The sequence below is a fragment of the Sphingomonas sp. LT1P40 genome (assembly GCF_036663835.1).
Lineage (GTDB): Bacteria > Pseudomonadota > Alphaproteobacteria > Sphingomonadales > Sphingomonadaceae > Sphingomonas.
The window spans coordinates 1080153-1095149 of record NZ_JAXOJT010000001.1; the positions used below are offsets into that span (position 1 = coordinate 1080153).

Here is a 14997-nt window from a genome sequence, read left to right on the forward strand (position 1 = left end):
GAATGGCGCATTGCCCGCAAATTGCCAGCCCCTGCCCCGTCGCCGATCGCCTGGATCGGGTGATGGACGGCAACTTCTGCAATCAGTGCCGTAAAACCGTGTTCGATCTCGACACGATGAGCAATGCCGACCGCTATCGACTGATGGCCGAGGTAGAGGAACCGTGCGTTCGTTACCGGCTGCCCGCAAGTCGCGCCTCGCTCGCGGCAGCAATAATGATCGTCGCCAGCGTCGGCGCTATGCCGGCCTTGGCGCAAGACGCGCCGGTTGCGACATCGGTCGCGGTCGATGACGGCGCCCTTGACGAGATCATTGTCGGTGGTGCCCGCAAACTCACCCGATCCGAACAAATCCAGATGCAGCGCGAGTTGCGCCGGGAAGAAAGGCGCGAACAAAGGAAGCGGCGAAAAGCGGAGAAAGCCGCTCGCACGCCGGCCACCTAATCACGCGCTCGGCGGGTCCGCGATCATCGCGGTAAACTCGCATTCGGTCGCCAGTTCGTCGCCCAGATACGCCTTGCCAGCAAACTTGCAGATGCGCGACCGCTTCTGGATGAACGATACCTCCAGCCGAAGCAGCACGCCCGGCTCCACCGGCTTGCGGAACTTCACGCCGTCGATCGACATGAAATAGACCAGCTTGCCAGAGCCAGCGAGGCCGAGGCTTTCGACCGCGAGCACGCCCGCAGCCTGCGCCAGCGCCTCGACCTGGAGCACGCCGGGCATGATCGGCCTTCCGGGGAAATGCCCCTGAAAGAACTCCTCGTTGATCGACACCGCCTTGATTGCGACGATCCGCTCGTCGATGACGAGTTCCTCGACGCGATCGACCAGCAGCATCGGGTAACGATGCGGGAGCGCCGCCATGATCCGCCCGATATCGAGCGGACCGATGGCGGTCCCCGTCTTTACCTCGTCGGTCACCGGCCCTGTGGTGCGGGGGTCGGTGCAGGTGCGGGCTGGCCCGGCTGCGCTGCTGGCGGCGGCGCGGTCACGCTGACGCTTGGCAACTGGCTGTTCAGCGTGGTCAGCACCGCAGGGGTAATGTCGATCGTTGTCGCCGCGAACAGCACGCTGTCACGCGCCACGGTGATCGATGCACCGCGCTGCTGCGAGATCTGCTGGATCACCGGGACCATCTTCTGTGCAACCTGCTGCTGCACATATTGAACGTTGCGCTGGAAGGTCTGCTCACGTTCGGACACCTGGCGCTGCGCGGTCTGCGCGCGGGTCTGGAACGCCTGCGCACGCTGTTGCAGCGCGGCGTCGGGCTTGCCCGCTGCGGCCTTGATTGCGGCTTCCAGCGCGGTCTGCTCGGTCTGCAGGGGCGCGCCCTGCTGGGATGCGAACTGCTGCAACGCAGTGCGCTGTGCCTGAAGCTGGGTGTTGGCTGCGACGCATGCGGTGCATTCGCGCATGATGCGCTCGACATCGACGACCGCGACCTTGGCATCGGTCAGCGCCTGTGCAGCGACGGTGCCGGCGCCAAGCGTGGCGCCCGCCACCGCAAGCGCGGCGAGAATGGTTTTGGTGTTACGCATCAGAAGGACGTCCCTACGTTGAAGCTGAAGAGCTTGGTGTCATCGCCTTTCTGCGTGAGAAAGGCCTTGGCAAGATCGAGCCGAAGCGGCCCGAATGGCGAGTTCCAGTTGACCCCGATGCCGACCGACAAACGCGGCCGCGGCGAATCGCCCAGGAAGCGTTCGACGAACGGATCGGTCTGGATATTATAACGGTCGTTGATCGACGTGCCGCTGCACGCGCCGCCGGCAGTGGTCGAATAGCCGACATTACACGTGGTCAGCTGCCCCGGTGCCACCGCGTCGCTGACGGGCACCTGATATATCGGGCGACCATCCGCATCGAACTGCGGCGTCTGGATCGGCAACAGCGACGGCGATCCGTCGGCGTTGAACAGGGGTACCCCGGTCGAACTGGTCGCCTGAGTGAACACCGCCGTCGGGTTCGGCCGCTTGATGTTCCAGTTCGCGCCCGCCATCACAAAGATCGACGGTCGAATCCCCATTTCGCGCGCACCGGCGCCCAGCGGGATTTCCAGCTCGAGCTTGGCCAGATAATAAGCGCGGCCACCGATCGCATCGTCGAAAATCTGCTCTTCGTCGGTAATCAGCGTCTGATTGCCGCCAGCCACGCTGCCGGTATAGCCGATGCGCTGAATGCGCGGGCCGACGCCGCGAATATCGAATCCGCGAAACTGCGGCTCGCCCAGGAAGAAGCGGTCGGTAATCCGCACCGCGTCGATGCCCGGACCGACATCGCCCTCAAGGCTGTGGATATAGCCACCCTCGGCACCGGCGGAGAAGATGAAGCCGCTGCCGATATTCCAGTATTTGTCGCCGTCGAACCGCGCGCGCGCATATTTCACGTCGCCGCCCAGACCGGCAAAGTCGCCGCCCAGCACGATCCGCTGACCCGCACTCGGGCGCACGCGATTGTTCAGGCTGTCATAGATCAGCGAGATGCCGACGCTCGACGTCCAGCGCTTGCCCAGCGATTCGCACAGGTAGCGTCCGGCCTTCAGCGGATCGCACGCGCCATTGGTGAAGAACGTGCTCTCGTCCAGGCCCACCGAATCATGGACCAGCGAATATCGCGCCGACGCCGTCCAGAATTCGGTCAGCGGGATGCCCAGCACCAGCTGTCCGCCGGTCGAAACCTGCTCGTAAGTGGTGCGACGATCGGCGCCGAGATAGTTGAACGAGTTATAGTCGCGGCGGAAGATGGTGCCGCCCAGCGCAACGTTCTGGTCGAACAGATATGGCTCGGTAAAGCCGACCTCGACCGACTTGGAATAGCTCGAATAATCCGCCGACAGCCGCAGATCCTGCCCCTTGCCGCGGAAGTTGCGCTGGCGGATCGAACCCTGGAAGATGAACCGCTCAAGGCTGGAGAAACCCGCCGAAAGCGTCAGTTCGCCGGTCGACTTCTCCTCGACATTCGCGGTCAGGATCACGCGGTCGGGAGCTGAACCCTCCTTCTGCTCGATCTCGAACTTCTCACCGAAATAGCCCAGCGAGTTGATGCGATCCTGCGACCGCTTGACCAGGAAGGTGTTGAACGCGTCGCCCTCGGCGATGCGCATTTCGCGGCGGATGACCTTGTCCTGCGTCTGCGTGTTGCCGACGATGTCGATCCGCTCGACATAGGTCCGGCGCGCTTCCGCAATGTTGAAGTTGAGCGTCATCGTCAGCGTTTCGCGGTCGCGCCGGAATTCGGGGCTGACATTGGCAAAGGCATAGCCGAACGCACCCGCCGTCTCGGACAGCTGATCGACCGTGTCCTCGACCATCTTGGCGTTATACCATTGGCCCTCCTTCATCGGCAGGTTCGCGGCGAGCGCCTTGTCGTCGAAATCACGGATGCTGCTGTCGACGGTGACCGGGCCGAATTTGTAGCGCGGCCCTTCCTCGACGACATAGGTGATGATGAAGTCTTTTTTGTCCGGGGTCAGTTCGGCCACGGCGGAGACCACGCGGAAGTCCGCATAACCCTCGGTCAAATAGAATTGACGCAGCTTTTGCTGGTCATAGGCCAGCCGATCCTGGTCATAGCTGGTGTTCGAGCTGAAAATGCTGGTCAACCGCGCCTGCTTGGTCGCCATCTCGCCACGCAGCTTGCCGTCGCCGAATTGCTCGTTGCCGATGATGTTGATCTGGCGGACCTTGGATTTCGGCCCTTCCTTGATCTCGAAGATGATATCGACGCGGTTCTGGTCGAGGCTGACCATCTTCGGCTCGACGCTCGCGGCAAAGCGGCCCTGGCGGCGATACAATTCGACGATCCGCGCGACGTCCGCGCGCACGGCGGTACGGGTGAACAACTGGCGCGGGGCCAGCTTGATTTCCTTGACGATCTTGTCGTTCTTCAGCCGCTTGTTGCCCTCCAGCACGACGCGGTTGATGACCGGGTTCTCGCGGATACGCAGTACGATATCGCCGCTCTCGACGCCCTCGATCGTCACGTCGGCCAGCAATTCGCTGGTCAGAACGTCGCGGATCGCCTGATCCAGGCTCTCGGTGGTGTAGCTCTGGCCAACGCGAAGCCGCGTGTAGGACAGCACCGTCTCCGGCTCCAGCCGCTGCGCGCCCTCGACTCGCAGCGTGCGAATCGTGCGGACGGTCAGCGGCGCCAGGGCGACCGGCGCGGGCTGTTGTGCCGCAGGCGCGGGTTGTTGAGGTGCGGGCTGCTGCTGCGCATGCGCGGCAGCCGCCAGCCCCGACAGCATCGTGCCGGCCATAAGCAATGCCGTGGCGCGCACGCCGATTTTGGTAACCTTGATCGCAGTCACATCCCACCCCAGTCGGATTTGAGAATATTCTGGCCGAAACACGGGCAGTTGCACTGCCCCTGCCCCAACCGCGTCAGCCGATCAACCCGGCCAGATTTCTCCACACGCCAAAGGCGCCCAGATCGTTAAACGTCACCAGCAGCATCAGCGCCAAAATCGCCATCACACCGCCGCGAAACGCCCATTCAACAACCTGCGGATTCACCGGCTTCCGCCGTACCGCTTCGATCGCATAGAACATAAGATGGCCGCCATCCAGCACCGGGACTGGCAGCAGGTTGATGAACCCCAGATTTATCGAGATGAACGCGACGAGTTCGATAAAGGCAGGCCATCCCAGCGCTAACCGTTCTCCGGAAACCTGCGCGATTCGCAACGGACCGCCGAGTTCCTCGACCGAACGCCGCCCGGATATGATCTGGCCTAGCCCGTCAATTGTCGCTCGAATTATCGTTCCGGTCAGCCGCACACCCTCGACGGGCGCCTCCAGAAGGGAAACTGGCGCATATACGCGCTGGTCGGGCGACGCACCTACGCCTAGCCTGCCCAGTCTGGTTTCATTGCCGAACCGGTCGCGCTCGGTTCGTACCCCGATCGTCAGATCCACACTTGCGGGCCGGCTATCCCGAACCAGATCGACTTTCACCGCCTCGCCTGGGCGCATCACGGTGAATTGCGCAAGCTGGTTGAAGGTTTCGATAGAGCGCCCGTCGATTCCGACGATCCGATCGCCGGGAACAATCCCGGCCTGGGCGGCAGGCGATCCAGGTTGGACGATCCCGATCGTCGCTGGTGTCCGATCGACGCCATAGATCGCGGCGAATCCCGCCAGAATCAGGATCGCTACAACGAAGTTCGTCAACGGCCCCGCCGCGACGACGATCGCGCGTTGCCACAATGGTTTTGCCTGAAAGGTCTGCGCGCGCTCTTCTGCGGGCAGGTGCAGCCATTCCGGGTCAGGCTGGCTCGCCGGGTTCATGTCCCCGGCGAACTTTACATAGCCGCCCAACGGCAGCCATCCGAATTTCCAGCGCGTCCCGCGCTTGTCGGTAAATCCGCCAACTTCGCGCCCGAAGCCGACCGCAAACACTTCGGCCTTAATCCCGAACCACCTTCCGGCTGCGTAATGACCCAGCTCATGGACGAAGACCAGCGGCCCGATCGCTAGGAGAAAGGCGAGTATATACAAAAAGAAACCGGGGTTATCGGTCAAACTAGGCAGTCCTTCACACGCTCGCCCGCAATGGCCCTGGCTTCCGCATCGATCGCCAACACATGATCGAGCGTCTCCGGGGCCGCCGGATCATAGCATGCCAGCGTATCCGCGACGATTGCGGCAATTTCAAGAAACCCGACACGCCCTTTCAGAAACGCTTCAACCGCCACTTCATTGGCCGCGTTCAGGATCGCCGGCCGTGCCCCACCCGCCGCCAGCGCCTCGCGCGCCAGCTTCAGGCAGGGGAAACGCTCAGTGTCCGGTGCCTCGAAATCAAGCCGCCCGATGGTGGCGAGATCAAGGCGCTGGCACGGCGTTTCCATCCGCCGCGGCCAGGCCAGCGCATGCGCGATCGGTATGCGCATGTCGGGCGATCCCAGCTGCGCCAGCACCGATCCGTCGACATATTCGACCATCGAATGAATGACCGACTGGCGATGCACGATCACGTCGAGCTGTTCGACCGTCACCGGGAACAGATGGAACGCCTCGATCAGCTCCAGCCCCTTGTTCATCATCGTCGCCGAATCGACCGAGATTTTGGCCCCCATCGACCAGTTCGGATGCGCCACCGCCTGCTCGGGCGTGATCCCGCGCATCTCCTCCAGACTGCGCTCTCGGAACGGCCCGCCGCTCGCGGTCAGAATGATTCGTGAAACTCGGTCTGCGTTCTGTTGTTCAAGACATTGAAAAATCGCGTTATGCTCTGAATCGACCGGGAGCAGCTTCGCTTTATGCCGTCGCGCCACGTCGGTCACCACGCTGCCTGCGGACACCAGCGATTCCTTATTGGCCAGCGCCACTGTGCCGCCCGCTTCAAGTGCCGCCAGCACCGGCTTCAGCCCGGCGGTCCCGACGATCGCTGCCATCGTCCAGTCCGCGCCCATTGCCGCTGCTTCGCATACGGCCCCGGCACCCGCCGCCGCCTCGGTCCCGGTCCCAGCCAGCGCGTTACGCAGCGCGCTCAGACAGCTTTCATCCGCAACCACCGCCCGCTGCGCACCAACCCGCCGCGCCGCTGCCGCCAACCCAGCGACATCGCAATTCGCCGTCAACGCAATCACCCGAAACGCGTCCCGCTCCCGCTCGATCAGATCGAGCGTCGAGGTGCCGACCGATCCGGTCGCACCCAAAATGGAAACCGTTTTCATCGCGCGATCAATAGCACAAGCAGCGCCGCAACGGGCGCCACCGGCACTAGCCCGTCGAGCCGGTCGAGCACACCGCCATGTCCAGGCAGCAAATTCCCCGAATCCTTGACCCCCGCGCGCCGCTTCAGCCAGCTTTCATAGAGATCGCCGGCCTGCGCCAGCACCGCCAGGAACGGGCTCGCCACCGCCAGCTGCCACGGCAGGCCCCAGCGCATCAGCACCCAGCCGAACAGCGCCGCCGCAATCACGCCGCCGCCAAGGCCCGCCCAGGTCTTGTTCGGGCTGACCTTCGGCAGTAATTTCGGCCCGCCGATCGCGCGCCCGGCGAAATACGCCCCGATGTCGCATGCCCACACCAACGCCATCGCCCAGAATGCCAGCAACAGCCCGGAATCCTGTTCACGCAACAGGACCAGCGCCAGCACCGGCAGCCCGACATAGACCGCGCCCGCGCCCAGCATCCCGTTGCGCGTCACGATCGCCGTGAAAAATCCTGCGCCCAAAATCAGCCCGAATGCGAAAAACCCCGGCCCGGCAGCCAGCGACGACATGATCGCCAGCGGCACCATCAACGCATATTGCGCCAGTTTTCGCTGTCCCACGGTGGCCCCGTGCAACCCGCCCCATTCATACAACATGATGAGACCGGCCACCGTCACCAGCAGCCAGAACGCAAATCCGCCCCACCACAGCGCCAGCGCGGCGACCGCGATCAGCGCTATCCCGACCACGGCGCGTGTCGGCAAATCGGCATTCTTGCGGGGCGGGACGCCGGATGGATTATCGGGATTCACAGCCCGCCGAACCGCCGCTGCCGCTGCCCGAACACCGCCACCGCCTCCGTCAGCGCCGCGCCATCGAAATCGGGCCACAGCGTATCGACGAACAGCAATTCGGCATAGGCCGCCTGCCACAACAGGAAATTGGACAGTCGCTGCTCGCCCGACGTGCGGATCAACAGGTCCAGTGGCGGCAGATCGCTGGTCGTCAGCGCCGCGTCGAACATCGCCTCGTCGATCGCCGCCGGGTCCAGCTCGCCCGCCTGCGCCGCTTTCGCAAAACCCCGCGCCGCCGCGATGATCTCCGCCTGTGCACCGTAATTCAGCGCAATCACCAGCTTGGCTCCGGTGTTCACCGACGTTCGCGCAATCGCATCGTCGATCATCGCCACCAGATCGCCCGACAGCTTGCGGTAATCGCCGATCACGCGCAGCCGGACATTCTCGTCCACCAGATCCTGGATTTCGTTCTTCAGGAAATGGCGCAGCAGTCCCATCAGGTCGCTGACCTCCTCCTCCGGCCGCCGCCAGTTCTCGGACGAAAAGGCATAGAGGGTGAGCACTTCCACACCCATCTCGCGCGCCGCCTTCGCCACGCGCCGCACCGCTTCCACGCCCTTTTTATGCCCAGCCAAACGCGGCAGCCGCCGGGCCTTCGCCCAGCGCCCGTTGCCGTCCATGATGATTGCGACATGTCTGGGGATCGCCCCGCCTGCCGGATTGGCCGGCGCGGGCGCGGGAAGCGCGGTCACTTGCCCAGAATTTCCTTTTCCTTCGCCGCCGACAGCGCGTCGATCTCGGCGATAGTCGCGTCGGTCAGCTTCTGGACTTCGGTCTCGTGCCGCTTGCGCTCGTCCTCTGAATAGACGCCCTTCTTCTCATCGACCTTCAGGCTGTCATTGCCGTCACGACGCACGTTGCGTGCGGCAATGCGAGCGTTCTCGGCATATTTGCCCGCCAGCTTGGCCAGTTCCTTGCGGCGCTCCTCGGTCAAATCGGGGATCGGCAGGCGCAAAGTCTGTCCATCGACGATCGGGTTCAGGCCCAGCCCCGCCGACCGGATCGCCTTGTCCACTGGCCCGACATTGGACTTGTCCCACACCTGAACGCTCAGCATGCGCGGCTCCGGCACCGACACCGTCGCCACCTGAACGATCGGCATGTGTGCGCCGTAAACCTCGACCGTCACCGGATCGAGCAAGGTGGTGCTCGCCCGCCCGGTGCGCAGCCCGGTCAGATCGTGCCTCAGCGATTCGACCGCGCCCGCCATGCGGCGTTCCAGGTCGGCCTTGTCGTAAGCGGCCATGGTCAGGCTCCTCTTAAACTTCTGCGGTTTGTTCGTTGCGGACGATCGTGGAGGTGCCCTCGCCCCGCAGCACGGCGGCCAGATTGCCCTCGTCGCGGATGTTGAACACCACGATCGGAATGTCGTTCTCGCGGCACAGCGCGATCGCGGTCGCGTCCATCACCTTCAAATGATCGCCCAATACGCGGTCATAGGTCAATTCGTCATAGCGCGTCGCGGTCGGGTCTTTCTTGGGATCGGCATTATACACGCCGTCGACGCTGGTCCCCTTGAACAGCGCGTCGCAATTCATCTCGGCGGCGCGCAGCGCGGCGGTGGTGTCGGTGGTAAAGAACGGCAGCCCGGTCCCGGCGGCAAAGATCACCACCCGCCCCTTCTCCATATGCCGCTCGGCGCGGCGGCGGATATAGGGTTCGCAGACCGACGCCATCGGGATCGCCGACTGCACGCGCGTATCGACGCCCAGCCGCTCCAGCGTGTTCTGCATCGCCAGCGCGTTCATCACGGTCGCCAGCATGCCCATATAATCCGCGCTCGCCCGCTCGAACCCTTGCGCTGCCCCGGCCAGCCCGCGAAAGATATTGCCCCCGCCCACGACCATGCAGACTTCCAGGCCCGTCTCCGTCGCCGCCTTCACCTCGCGCGCCACGCGCTCGCAGGTGGCGGGGTCGATGCCGAACTGGCCCTGCCCCATCAACACCTCGCCCGAGAGTTTGAGGAGGATACGTTTGAAGCGTGGCGCGGTCATCTGGCCCTTGATTCTGTTGGCTTATGGGAGCGGCGCGGACCTTAGGGGCGGCGTGAGGCGGGGACAAGCGGTGATGGGCGTGAATGACGAGCCGACTGCGGTTGCCACTAGTCGAGCAGCATATTCACATTTTCCTCTGTGTCGACAAACCTGCGCGCCACTTCAGGTTGATTCTCGACACTTAGCAATCGCTGCTCACGATAACGGAATGCGCCATGATAGGCGTCTCCCCCGTCGCCCTTGATGACATATAGTTCACCCGATTGCAGCGGCTTCGCAGCAACAATCGCCTTCCAGCCCTTCGGTAAGGAACCATAGGCAACAGGAAATATCTTGCAGTCCACGGGGCCGTTATCCGTTTCGATCTGCCAAACGATGTCGCCCGTTTCCGTCCAGACTTTAAGATACGATGGGCAAAATCCGGTTTTGCCAAAGAACCAGTCCTTGCCGTCACCATCAAAGTACAGCTTTCCCGCTTTGAAATAGGCTTTGAGCGGGTAGTCCGCTGAGCAAGCGGCAAGTGCCGGAAACGTTAAAATGAGAAATAGCCAACGCTTCATGGCTAGATCATGCGTTACCTACACAATCAGCGCAACCGACAGCCGGCTTGCTGAACCAAACAAAAAAAGGGGCGACCACCTCTCGGCAGCCGCGCCCTCTCTCTGTCAGTCCGAAAGAAAAGCCTACAGCCCAGCCGCCGTCGCCGCGACCTCAGCCGCGAAATCGCTCTCTTCCTTCTCAATGCCCTCGCCCAGCTGGAAGCGGACATAATCCGTCAGCGTGATCGTGGCACCGGCATCCTTCGCCGCCTTGGCGATGACGTCGGCGACCGGGGTCTTGTCGTTCATCACGAAAGGCTGGCTCAACAGCGCGTTTTCCTTGGCGAAGCGCTTGACCGCGCCTTCCACCATCTTGGCGACGATATCGGCTGGCTTGCCGCTCTCGGCTGCCTTTTCGGTCGCAATCGCGCGCTCGCGCTCGATCACGTCCTGGTCCAGCCCGCTCTCGTCCAGCGCCAGCGGGAATGCCGCCGCGATGTGCATCGCAATCTGCTTGCCCAAAGGCTCCAGCACATCGACACCCGCATCGCTCTCCAGCGCGACCAGCACGCCGATCTTGCCCAGGCCCGGAGCCGCAGCGTTATGGACGTACGGGATCACCGCGCCATTGGTCACTTCGACCTTCTTCGCGCGACGCAGCACCTGATTCTCGCCGATCATCGAGATGTTCGCGGTCAGTACTTCCTCGACCGTGCCGCCCTGCGCCATCGCCGTCGCCTTCAGCGCGTCGATGTCGTTGCCGGTGTCGAGCGCAAGCGCCGTCGCTTCACGAACGAAACCCTGGAAAATCTCGTTCTTGGCGACGAAATCGGTCTGCGAGTTGACTTCGACGGCCACGCCCTTGGTGCCAGCGACGGCAACGCCGACCAGACCCTCGGCCGCGGTGCGGCTCGACTTCTTGGCGGCGGCGGCCAGGCCCTTTGAGCGCAGCCAATCGCTCGCCGCTTCCATGTCGCCATTGTTCTCGGTCAGCGCCTTCTTGCAATCCATCATGCCGGCGCCGCTCTTTTCGCGCAGTTCCTTGACCGCTGCTGCAGTGATCTCTGCCATGTCTAATTCCTCGATCTGGTCTGAATATTCTGAATATGGTTCGGGCGGAACAGTGCTTCATGCCCTGCCCCGCCCGAATTACGTGTTCGTGACGGCTCAGGCGTCGATCTGGCGCTCGCCCTCGGCGGCCGTTTCCGGCTCGGTCGAGGCGGCAGGTGCCTCCGGTTCAGCCGCAGGTGCTTCCGGTGCCGCTTCAGCGACAGGCTCGGGAGCAGCTTCAGCAGGTGCCTCGGGCGCAGGCGCTTCAGCAGCAGGTGCTTCAGCGGCCGGAGCAGCTTCAGCAACCGCCGCCGCAGCAGGTGCCTCGGCAACCGGTGCCGGAGCTGGCTCGGCCAGCGCCGCTTCGACCGGCGGCACTTCGGCTGCGCCGAAATCGCCACTGCTCATCTGCGCATTCTGGTTGCCGCGCGTCGCCGCGATAGCGATCGCTTCGCAATACAGGCGGATTGCACGGCTGGCGTCGTCGTTCGCCGGCACCGGGAACGCGATACCGTCGGGCGAAACGTTCGAATCGAGGATCGCCACAACCGGAATACCCAGCGTGTTGGCTTCCTTGATCGCCAGCTCTTCCTTGTTCGCGTCGATCACGAACATGATGTCCGGCACGCCGTTCAGGTCGCGGATGCCGCCGAGCGACAGCTCGAGCTTGTCCTTCTCGCGCGTCAGGTTCAGCACTTCCTTCTTGGTCAGGCCGTGCGTGTCACCCGACAGCTGCTCTTCCAGCGTCTTCAGGCGCTTGATCGAACCGGAAATGGTCTTCCAGTTGGTGAGCATGCCGCCCAGCCAGCGATGGTTGACGAAATGCTGACCCGACTTGCGAGCGCTTTCCGCGATCGCGTCCTGCGCCTGGCGCTTGGTGCCGACGAACAGGACCTTGCCGCCACCGGCGACGGTCGATGCCACGAATTCCAGCGCGCGCGCGAACAGCGGCACGGTCTGCGACAGATCGATGATGTGGACGCCGTTACGATCGCCGAAGATGTACGGCTTCATTTTCGGGTTCCAGCGATGCGTCTGGTGGCCGAAATGCGCGCCCGATTCGAGCAATTGCTGCATGGAGACGACAGGTGCCGCCATAGGGATAAATCCTTCCGGTTGTTCCTCTGGGAAGCGAGTGACCGATAAGCCTGATGGCCTGCGGCACCGGGTTATGATGCTTCCCATGTGGGGTTGAAGCCGCGCCCTCTAGTCGAGAAGCGGATTGGGCGCAAGAGAACAAAGGCGGAAAACGCCGCTTGACAGAAGGAACGTTAATGGAACATAAAGCGATCACAGGGCGGACAGGGAACCAAGTCTCCGCTCGGGCGTCGCGGAACCTCAAGGATTCCAGTCGCTTAGATGAATCCGGGAGACTTTGTGATGGTTGCGATGTTGACTGCCCTGCTCTTCTCCGCCGCGTTCGTGGCGTCGGTCTGGTCGATCTGGATCACGGTTGCGCCGCGTCTAGGTTACATGCGCGCGTTGATCCACGCCGAAGCGATCCCGTCGATTGCCCCCTCCGTCGCCCTTCGCACCCGCGCGATCCGGCGGGCCGCAGTCACCAAGATGGGCACCTGCGCGCTTCAGGTGGCAGCCTGATCGCTCCGACGGATCAACCTGGCGTCATTACCGTGGTAACGCGAATACGCACATGCTCGAACTTCGGCGCGCGTATTGGCTGACCGGTCGAGGTTCGTGCTGGCTTAAATTTCGCCTTGGCGATAATTTTGTCGCAGAGCTTGTCGACGCGCGGATCGCCACTCTGTTTTAGCATTTCGCATTTATCGACACGACCTTCCGCCGTGATCCAATAAAGAAGCGCGAAATCCGCCTCGCCGCCCGGATATTCTACTGTATCGAACAGAAAGCCCTCTGGCTTCGTAGCGATCTTTGCGACCTCCGCTTCGTCGATGCCAAGCTTGACATACAGGTCCGACAGGCACGCTTGCGTCCTTTTCCACGCTGCAGGAAACCCGCCAAGCTGCAATTCGAAATCGCCCGCTCGCCGCGTCCAAAACCGCATCGTCCGCTTCACATCGCTCAACTTGTGCCGGTCGAGGTTGAGCATGTATTCGCGCCGTCGCTCATTCTTGTCGGGCTTGAGATTATAGTGCAGCGTGCCCGGGACGCGCTGACCGTCGATCGTCATGACCGCATCGCCGTCATTTCGCGCCCCGCCACCGCCCGCAATCGTCATGTGCAGCCAGACCGTCGGCTCTAGCGGCTCCAATATCATCTCGAATCTGGCGGGCGCACCGTTGGCGATGAGCTTTCGATGCAGGACGCACCGCCAGCTGTCATACTCGATTTCCCAACCACCATTGCTCGTGACGACGCTGGCCGGTGCCGTTGGGATGTTTTGCGCTGCCGCCGGTTGTATCAGCGTCGATGTCGCGGCGAGTCCGATCGCCCAACGCATTTCTATTTCACCCGCCGAAACGCGGCGATGCTAAACGGTATCGTCGCCAGATAACCGATGCATATCACAGTCAGCGTCTGCCACGGCGCAGTCACCAGCGCGGCGGCGAGTGCGACCACCACCACCATCGCCTCGAACCGCATATTGCGCCGCAGCCGCAGCGATTTCCAGGAATAGGTCGCAATGCTCGACACCATCAGGAACGCGATCAGCGCGACCCATGGCGTGACGATCCACGGCGAACGCGCCAGTTCCTCGCCGCTCCACAGCCAGATATACAACGGCAACATCGCCAGCCCTGCGCCCGTCGGCGCGGGAATCCCGGTAAAGAAGCCGGCCGTCTTGCGCGGCTGCTCGGCGCTGTCGATCTGGGCATTGAAACGCGCCAGCCGCAGCGCGCAGAACACGGCGTACAGCAGCGCCACGATCCAGCCGACCTTGGGAACATACATCAGCGCCCATAGATACAGGATCAGCGCGGGGGCGACCCCGAACGAGATCGCATCGGACAGGCTGTCCAGTTCCTGCCCGAACTTGCTTTCGCCTCGCACCATCCGCGCGACCTGCCCGTCGACGCCATCGAGCACGCCCGCGACGATAATCATCAGAACGGCGCGCTCCCACTCGCCCGCAATCGCAAAGCGCACGCCGGTCAGCCCGGAACACAGCGCCAGCGCGGTAATCGCATTGGGTGCAATGGTGCGTAACGGAATGCCGCGGCGCAGCGGTCGCGGCCTCATGCTCACTGCGATACACCCGTCGCAGTGGTGCCGCCTTTCAGGCCGACCAGCGTCTCGCCCGCGATGCAGCGCTGGCCAAGTGCCACTTGTGGAGCGTAATCATCGGGCAGGAACACGTCGAGACGGCTCCCGAAACGGATCAGGCCAATGCGCTGGCCACCCGCGACGATGTCGCCGGGCTTCACGAACGTGACGATCCGCCGCGCGACCAGCCCGGCAATCTGCGTAAACCCGATGCGCACGCCATCGCGGGTCTCGACCACGAAATGCTGCCGCTCATTCTCGTCGCTCGCCTTGTCCAGATCGGCATTCAGGAACTTGCCCGCGATATAGACGACCTGTTTGATCGTCCCCGCCACCGGCGTGCGATTAATATGGACGTCGAACACACTCATGAAGATCGAAACGCGTATCCGCGTCGCTTCGTTCAATCCTTCGGCTCCGGAAATTTCGCGCGGCACCGGCACGCGCTCGATCATCGTCACCAGCCCGTCGGCGGGCGAGACGATCAGCCCCTCCCCCTGCGGCGTTACGCGGATCGGATCCCGGAAAAATGCCGCGACCCAGATCGTCAGCCCGACCGCGAGATAGCCCAGCGGTGCCCAGATCACATAGAAGAGCAACATGATCGCCGCCGAAATCAGCACATATTTGCGCCCCTCGGGATGGACGGCGGGGAAGCGCCATTTGACGGTGGAGGTAAGGACGGGCGGTTTATCGAGTGAAGCCATATAACGGGCT

Annotated in this window: 16 protein-coding genes and 1 pseudogene; 2 read left to right on the top strand and 15 right to left on the bottom strand. The window is 63.0% G+C overall.

Features of this window, described 5'->3' with window-relative positions; all coding sequences use genetic code 11:
• Window positions 1-2 precede the first annotated feature (2 nt).
• Complete coding sequence (locus U1702_RS05330; protein ID WP_332722713.1) at window positions 3-443, top strand: hypothetical protein; 441 nt, start codon at window positions 3-5, stop codon at window positions 441-443.
• Here U1702_RS05330 and fabZ read toward each other — a convergent pair whose 3' ends face one another.
• The 12 genes and pseudogenes from fabZ to rpsB all read right to left on the bottom strand — a co-directional run.
• Window positions 444-923 carry a 3-hydroxyacyl-ACP dehydratase FabZ gene (gene fabZ / locus U1702_RS05335; RefSeq protein WP_332722715.1) on the bottom strand — a complete coding sequence of 160 codons (480 nt, stop codon included), beginning with the start codon at window positions 921-923 and terminating at the stop codon, window positions 444-446. It lies immediately after the preceding gene.
• Window positions 920-1540, bottom strand: a complete 621-nt coding sequence (locus U1702_RS05340; protein WP_332722717.1) for an OmpH/Skp family outer membrane protein — start codon at window positions 1538-1540, stop codon at window positions 920-922. The genes fabZ and U1702_RS05340 overlap by 4 nt, the downstream gene beginning before the upstream one ends.
• Complete coding sequence (bamA, locus tag U1702_RS05345) at window positions 1540-4308, bottom strand: outer membrane protein assembly factor BamA (RefSeq protein WP_443026804.1); 2769 nt, start codon at window positions 4306-4308, stop codon at window positions 1540-1542. The genes U1702_RS05340 and bamA overlap by 1 nt, the downstream gene beginning before the upstream one ends.
• Window positions 4309-4381: 73 nt before the next feature.
• Window positions 4382-5521 (bottom strand): RIP metalloprotease RseP, encoded by a 1140-nt coding sequence (gene rseP / locus U1702_RS05350; protein WP_332722719.1) that lies wholly within the window; start codon window positions 5519-5521, stop codon window positions 4382-4384.
• A complete protein-coding gene (locus U1702_RS05355; RefSeq protein ID WP_332722721.1) occupies window positions 5518-6675 on the bottom strand; it encodes a 1-deoxy-D-xylulose-5-phosphate reductoisomerase in 1158 nt (385 codons plus the stop codon). The genes rseP and U1702_RS05355 overlap by 4 nt, the downstream gene beginning before the upstream one ends.
• Window positions 6672-7421: a phosphatidate cytidylyltransferase gene (locus tag U1702_RS05360; RefSeq protein WP_332722723.1), complete on the bottom strand. Its 750-nt coding sequence runs from the start codon at window positions 7419-7421 to the stop codon at window positions 6672-6674. Before U1702_RS05360 ends, U1702_RS05355 begins: the two co-directional genes overlap by 4 nt.
• Before the next feature lie 44 nt (window positions 7422-7465).
• Complete coding sequence (locus tag U1702_RS05365) at window positions 7466-8206, bottom strand: isoprenyl transferase (RefSeq protein ID WP_332722725.1); 741 nt, start codon at window positions 8204-8206, stop codon at window positions 7466-7468.
• The gene (gene frr, locus U1702_RS05370; RefSeq protein WP_332722726.1) at window positions 8203-8760 is read right to left on the bottom strand and encodes a ribosome recycling factor; all 558 of its coding nucleotides are present in this window, start codon (window positions 8758-8760) and stop codon (window positions 8203-8205) included. Before frr ends, U1702_RS05365 begins: the two co-directional genes overlap by 4 nt.
• A 13-nt stretch (window positions 8761-8773) precedes the next feature.
• Window positions 8774-9508: a UMP kinase gene (pyrH, locus tag U1702_RS05375; protein WP_332722728.1), complete on the bottom strand. Its 735-nt coding sequence runs from the start codon at window positions 9506-9508 to the stop codon at window positions 8774-8776.
• 107 nt (window positions 9509-9615) lie between these two features.
• Complete coding sequence (locus U1702_RS05380) at window positions 9616-10068, bottom strand: hypothetical protein (RefSeq protein ID WP_332722730.1); 453 nt, start codon at window positions 10066-10068, stop codon at window positions 9616-9618.
• Between the two features lie 123 nt (window positions 10069-10191).
• Window positions 10192-11118, bottom strand: a complete 927-nt coding sequence (gene tsf / locus U1702_RS05385) for a translation elongation factor Ts (RefSeq protein ID WP_332722732.1) — start codon at window positions 11116-11118, stop codon at window positions 10192-10194.
• A 327-nt stretch (window positions 11119-11445) separates the two neighbouring features.
• Window positions 11446-12195 (bottom strand): annotated as a pseudogene (rpsB, locus tag U1702_RS05390) (30S ribosomal protein S2); the annotation flags it as partial.
• Window positions 12196-12477: 282 nt separating this feature from the next.
• Between rpsB and U1702_RS05395 the strand changes: the two are divergent.
• Window positions 12478-12696, top strand: coding sequence for a hypothetical protein (locus U1702_RS05395; protein WP_332722734.1), 219 nt, complete (start codon window positions 12478-12480; stop codon window positions 12694-12696).
• Window positions 12697-12709: 13 nt separating this feature from the next.
• Here the strand turns inward: U1702_RS05395 and U1702_RS05400 are convergent, their stop codons facing one another.
• Genes U1702_RS05400 through U1702_RS05410 form a run of 3 tightly spaced genes read right to left on the bottom strand, consistent with a single transcriptional unit; the run spans window position 12710 to window position 14987 of the window.
• A complete protein-coding gene (locus tag U1702_RS05400; protein ID WP_332722735.1) occupies window positions 12710-13516 on the bottom strand; it encodes an energy transducer TonB family protein in 807 nt (268 codons plus the stop codon).
• 2 nt (window positions 13517-13518) lie between these two features.
• A complete protein-coding gene (gene pssA / locus U1702_RS05405) occupies window positions 13519-14256 on the bottom strand; it encodes a CDP-diacylglycerol--serine O-phosphatidyltransferase (protein ID WP_332722737.1) in 738 nt (245 codons plus the stop codon).
• A 2-nt stretch (window positions 14257-14258) separates the two neighbouring features.
• Window positions 14259-14987, bottom strand: a complete 729-nt coding sequence (locus U1702_RS05410) for a phosphatidylserine decarboxylase (RefSeq protein WP_332722738.1) — start codon at window positions 14985-14987, stop codon at window positions 14259-14261.
• Between the last annotated feature and the right edge of the window lie 10 nt (window positions 14988-14997).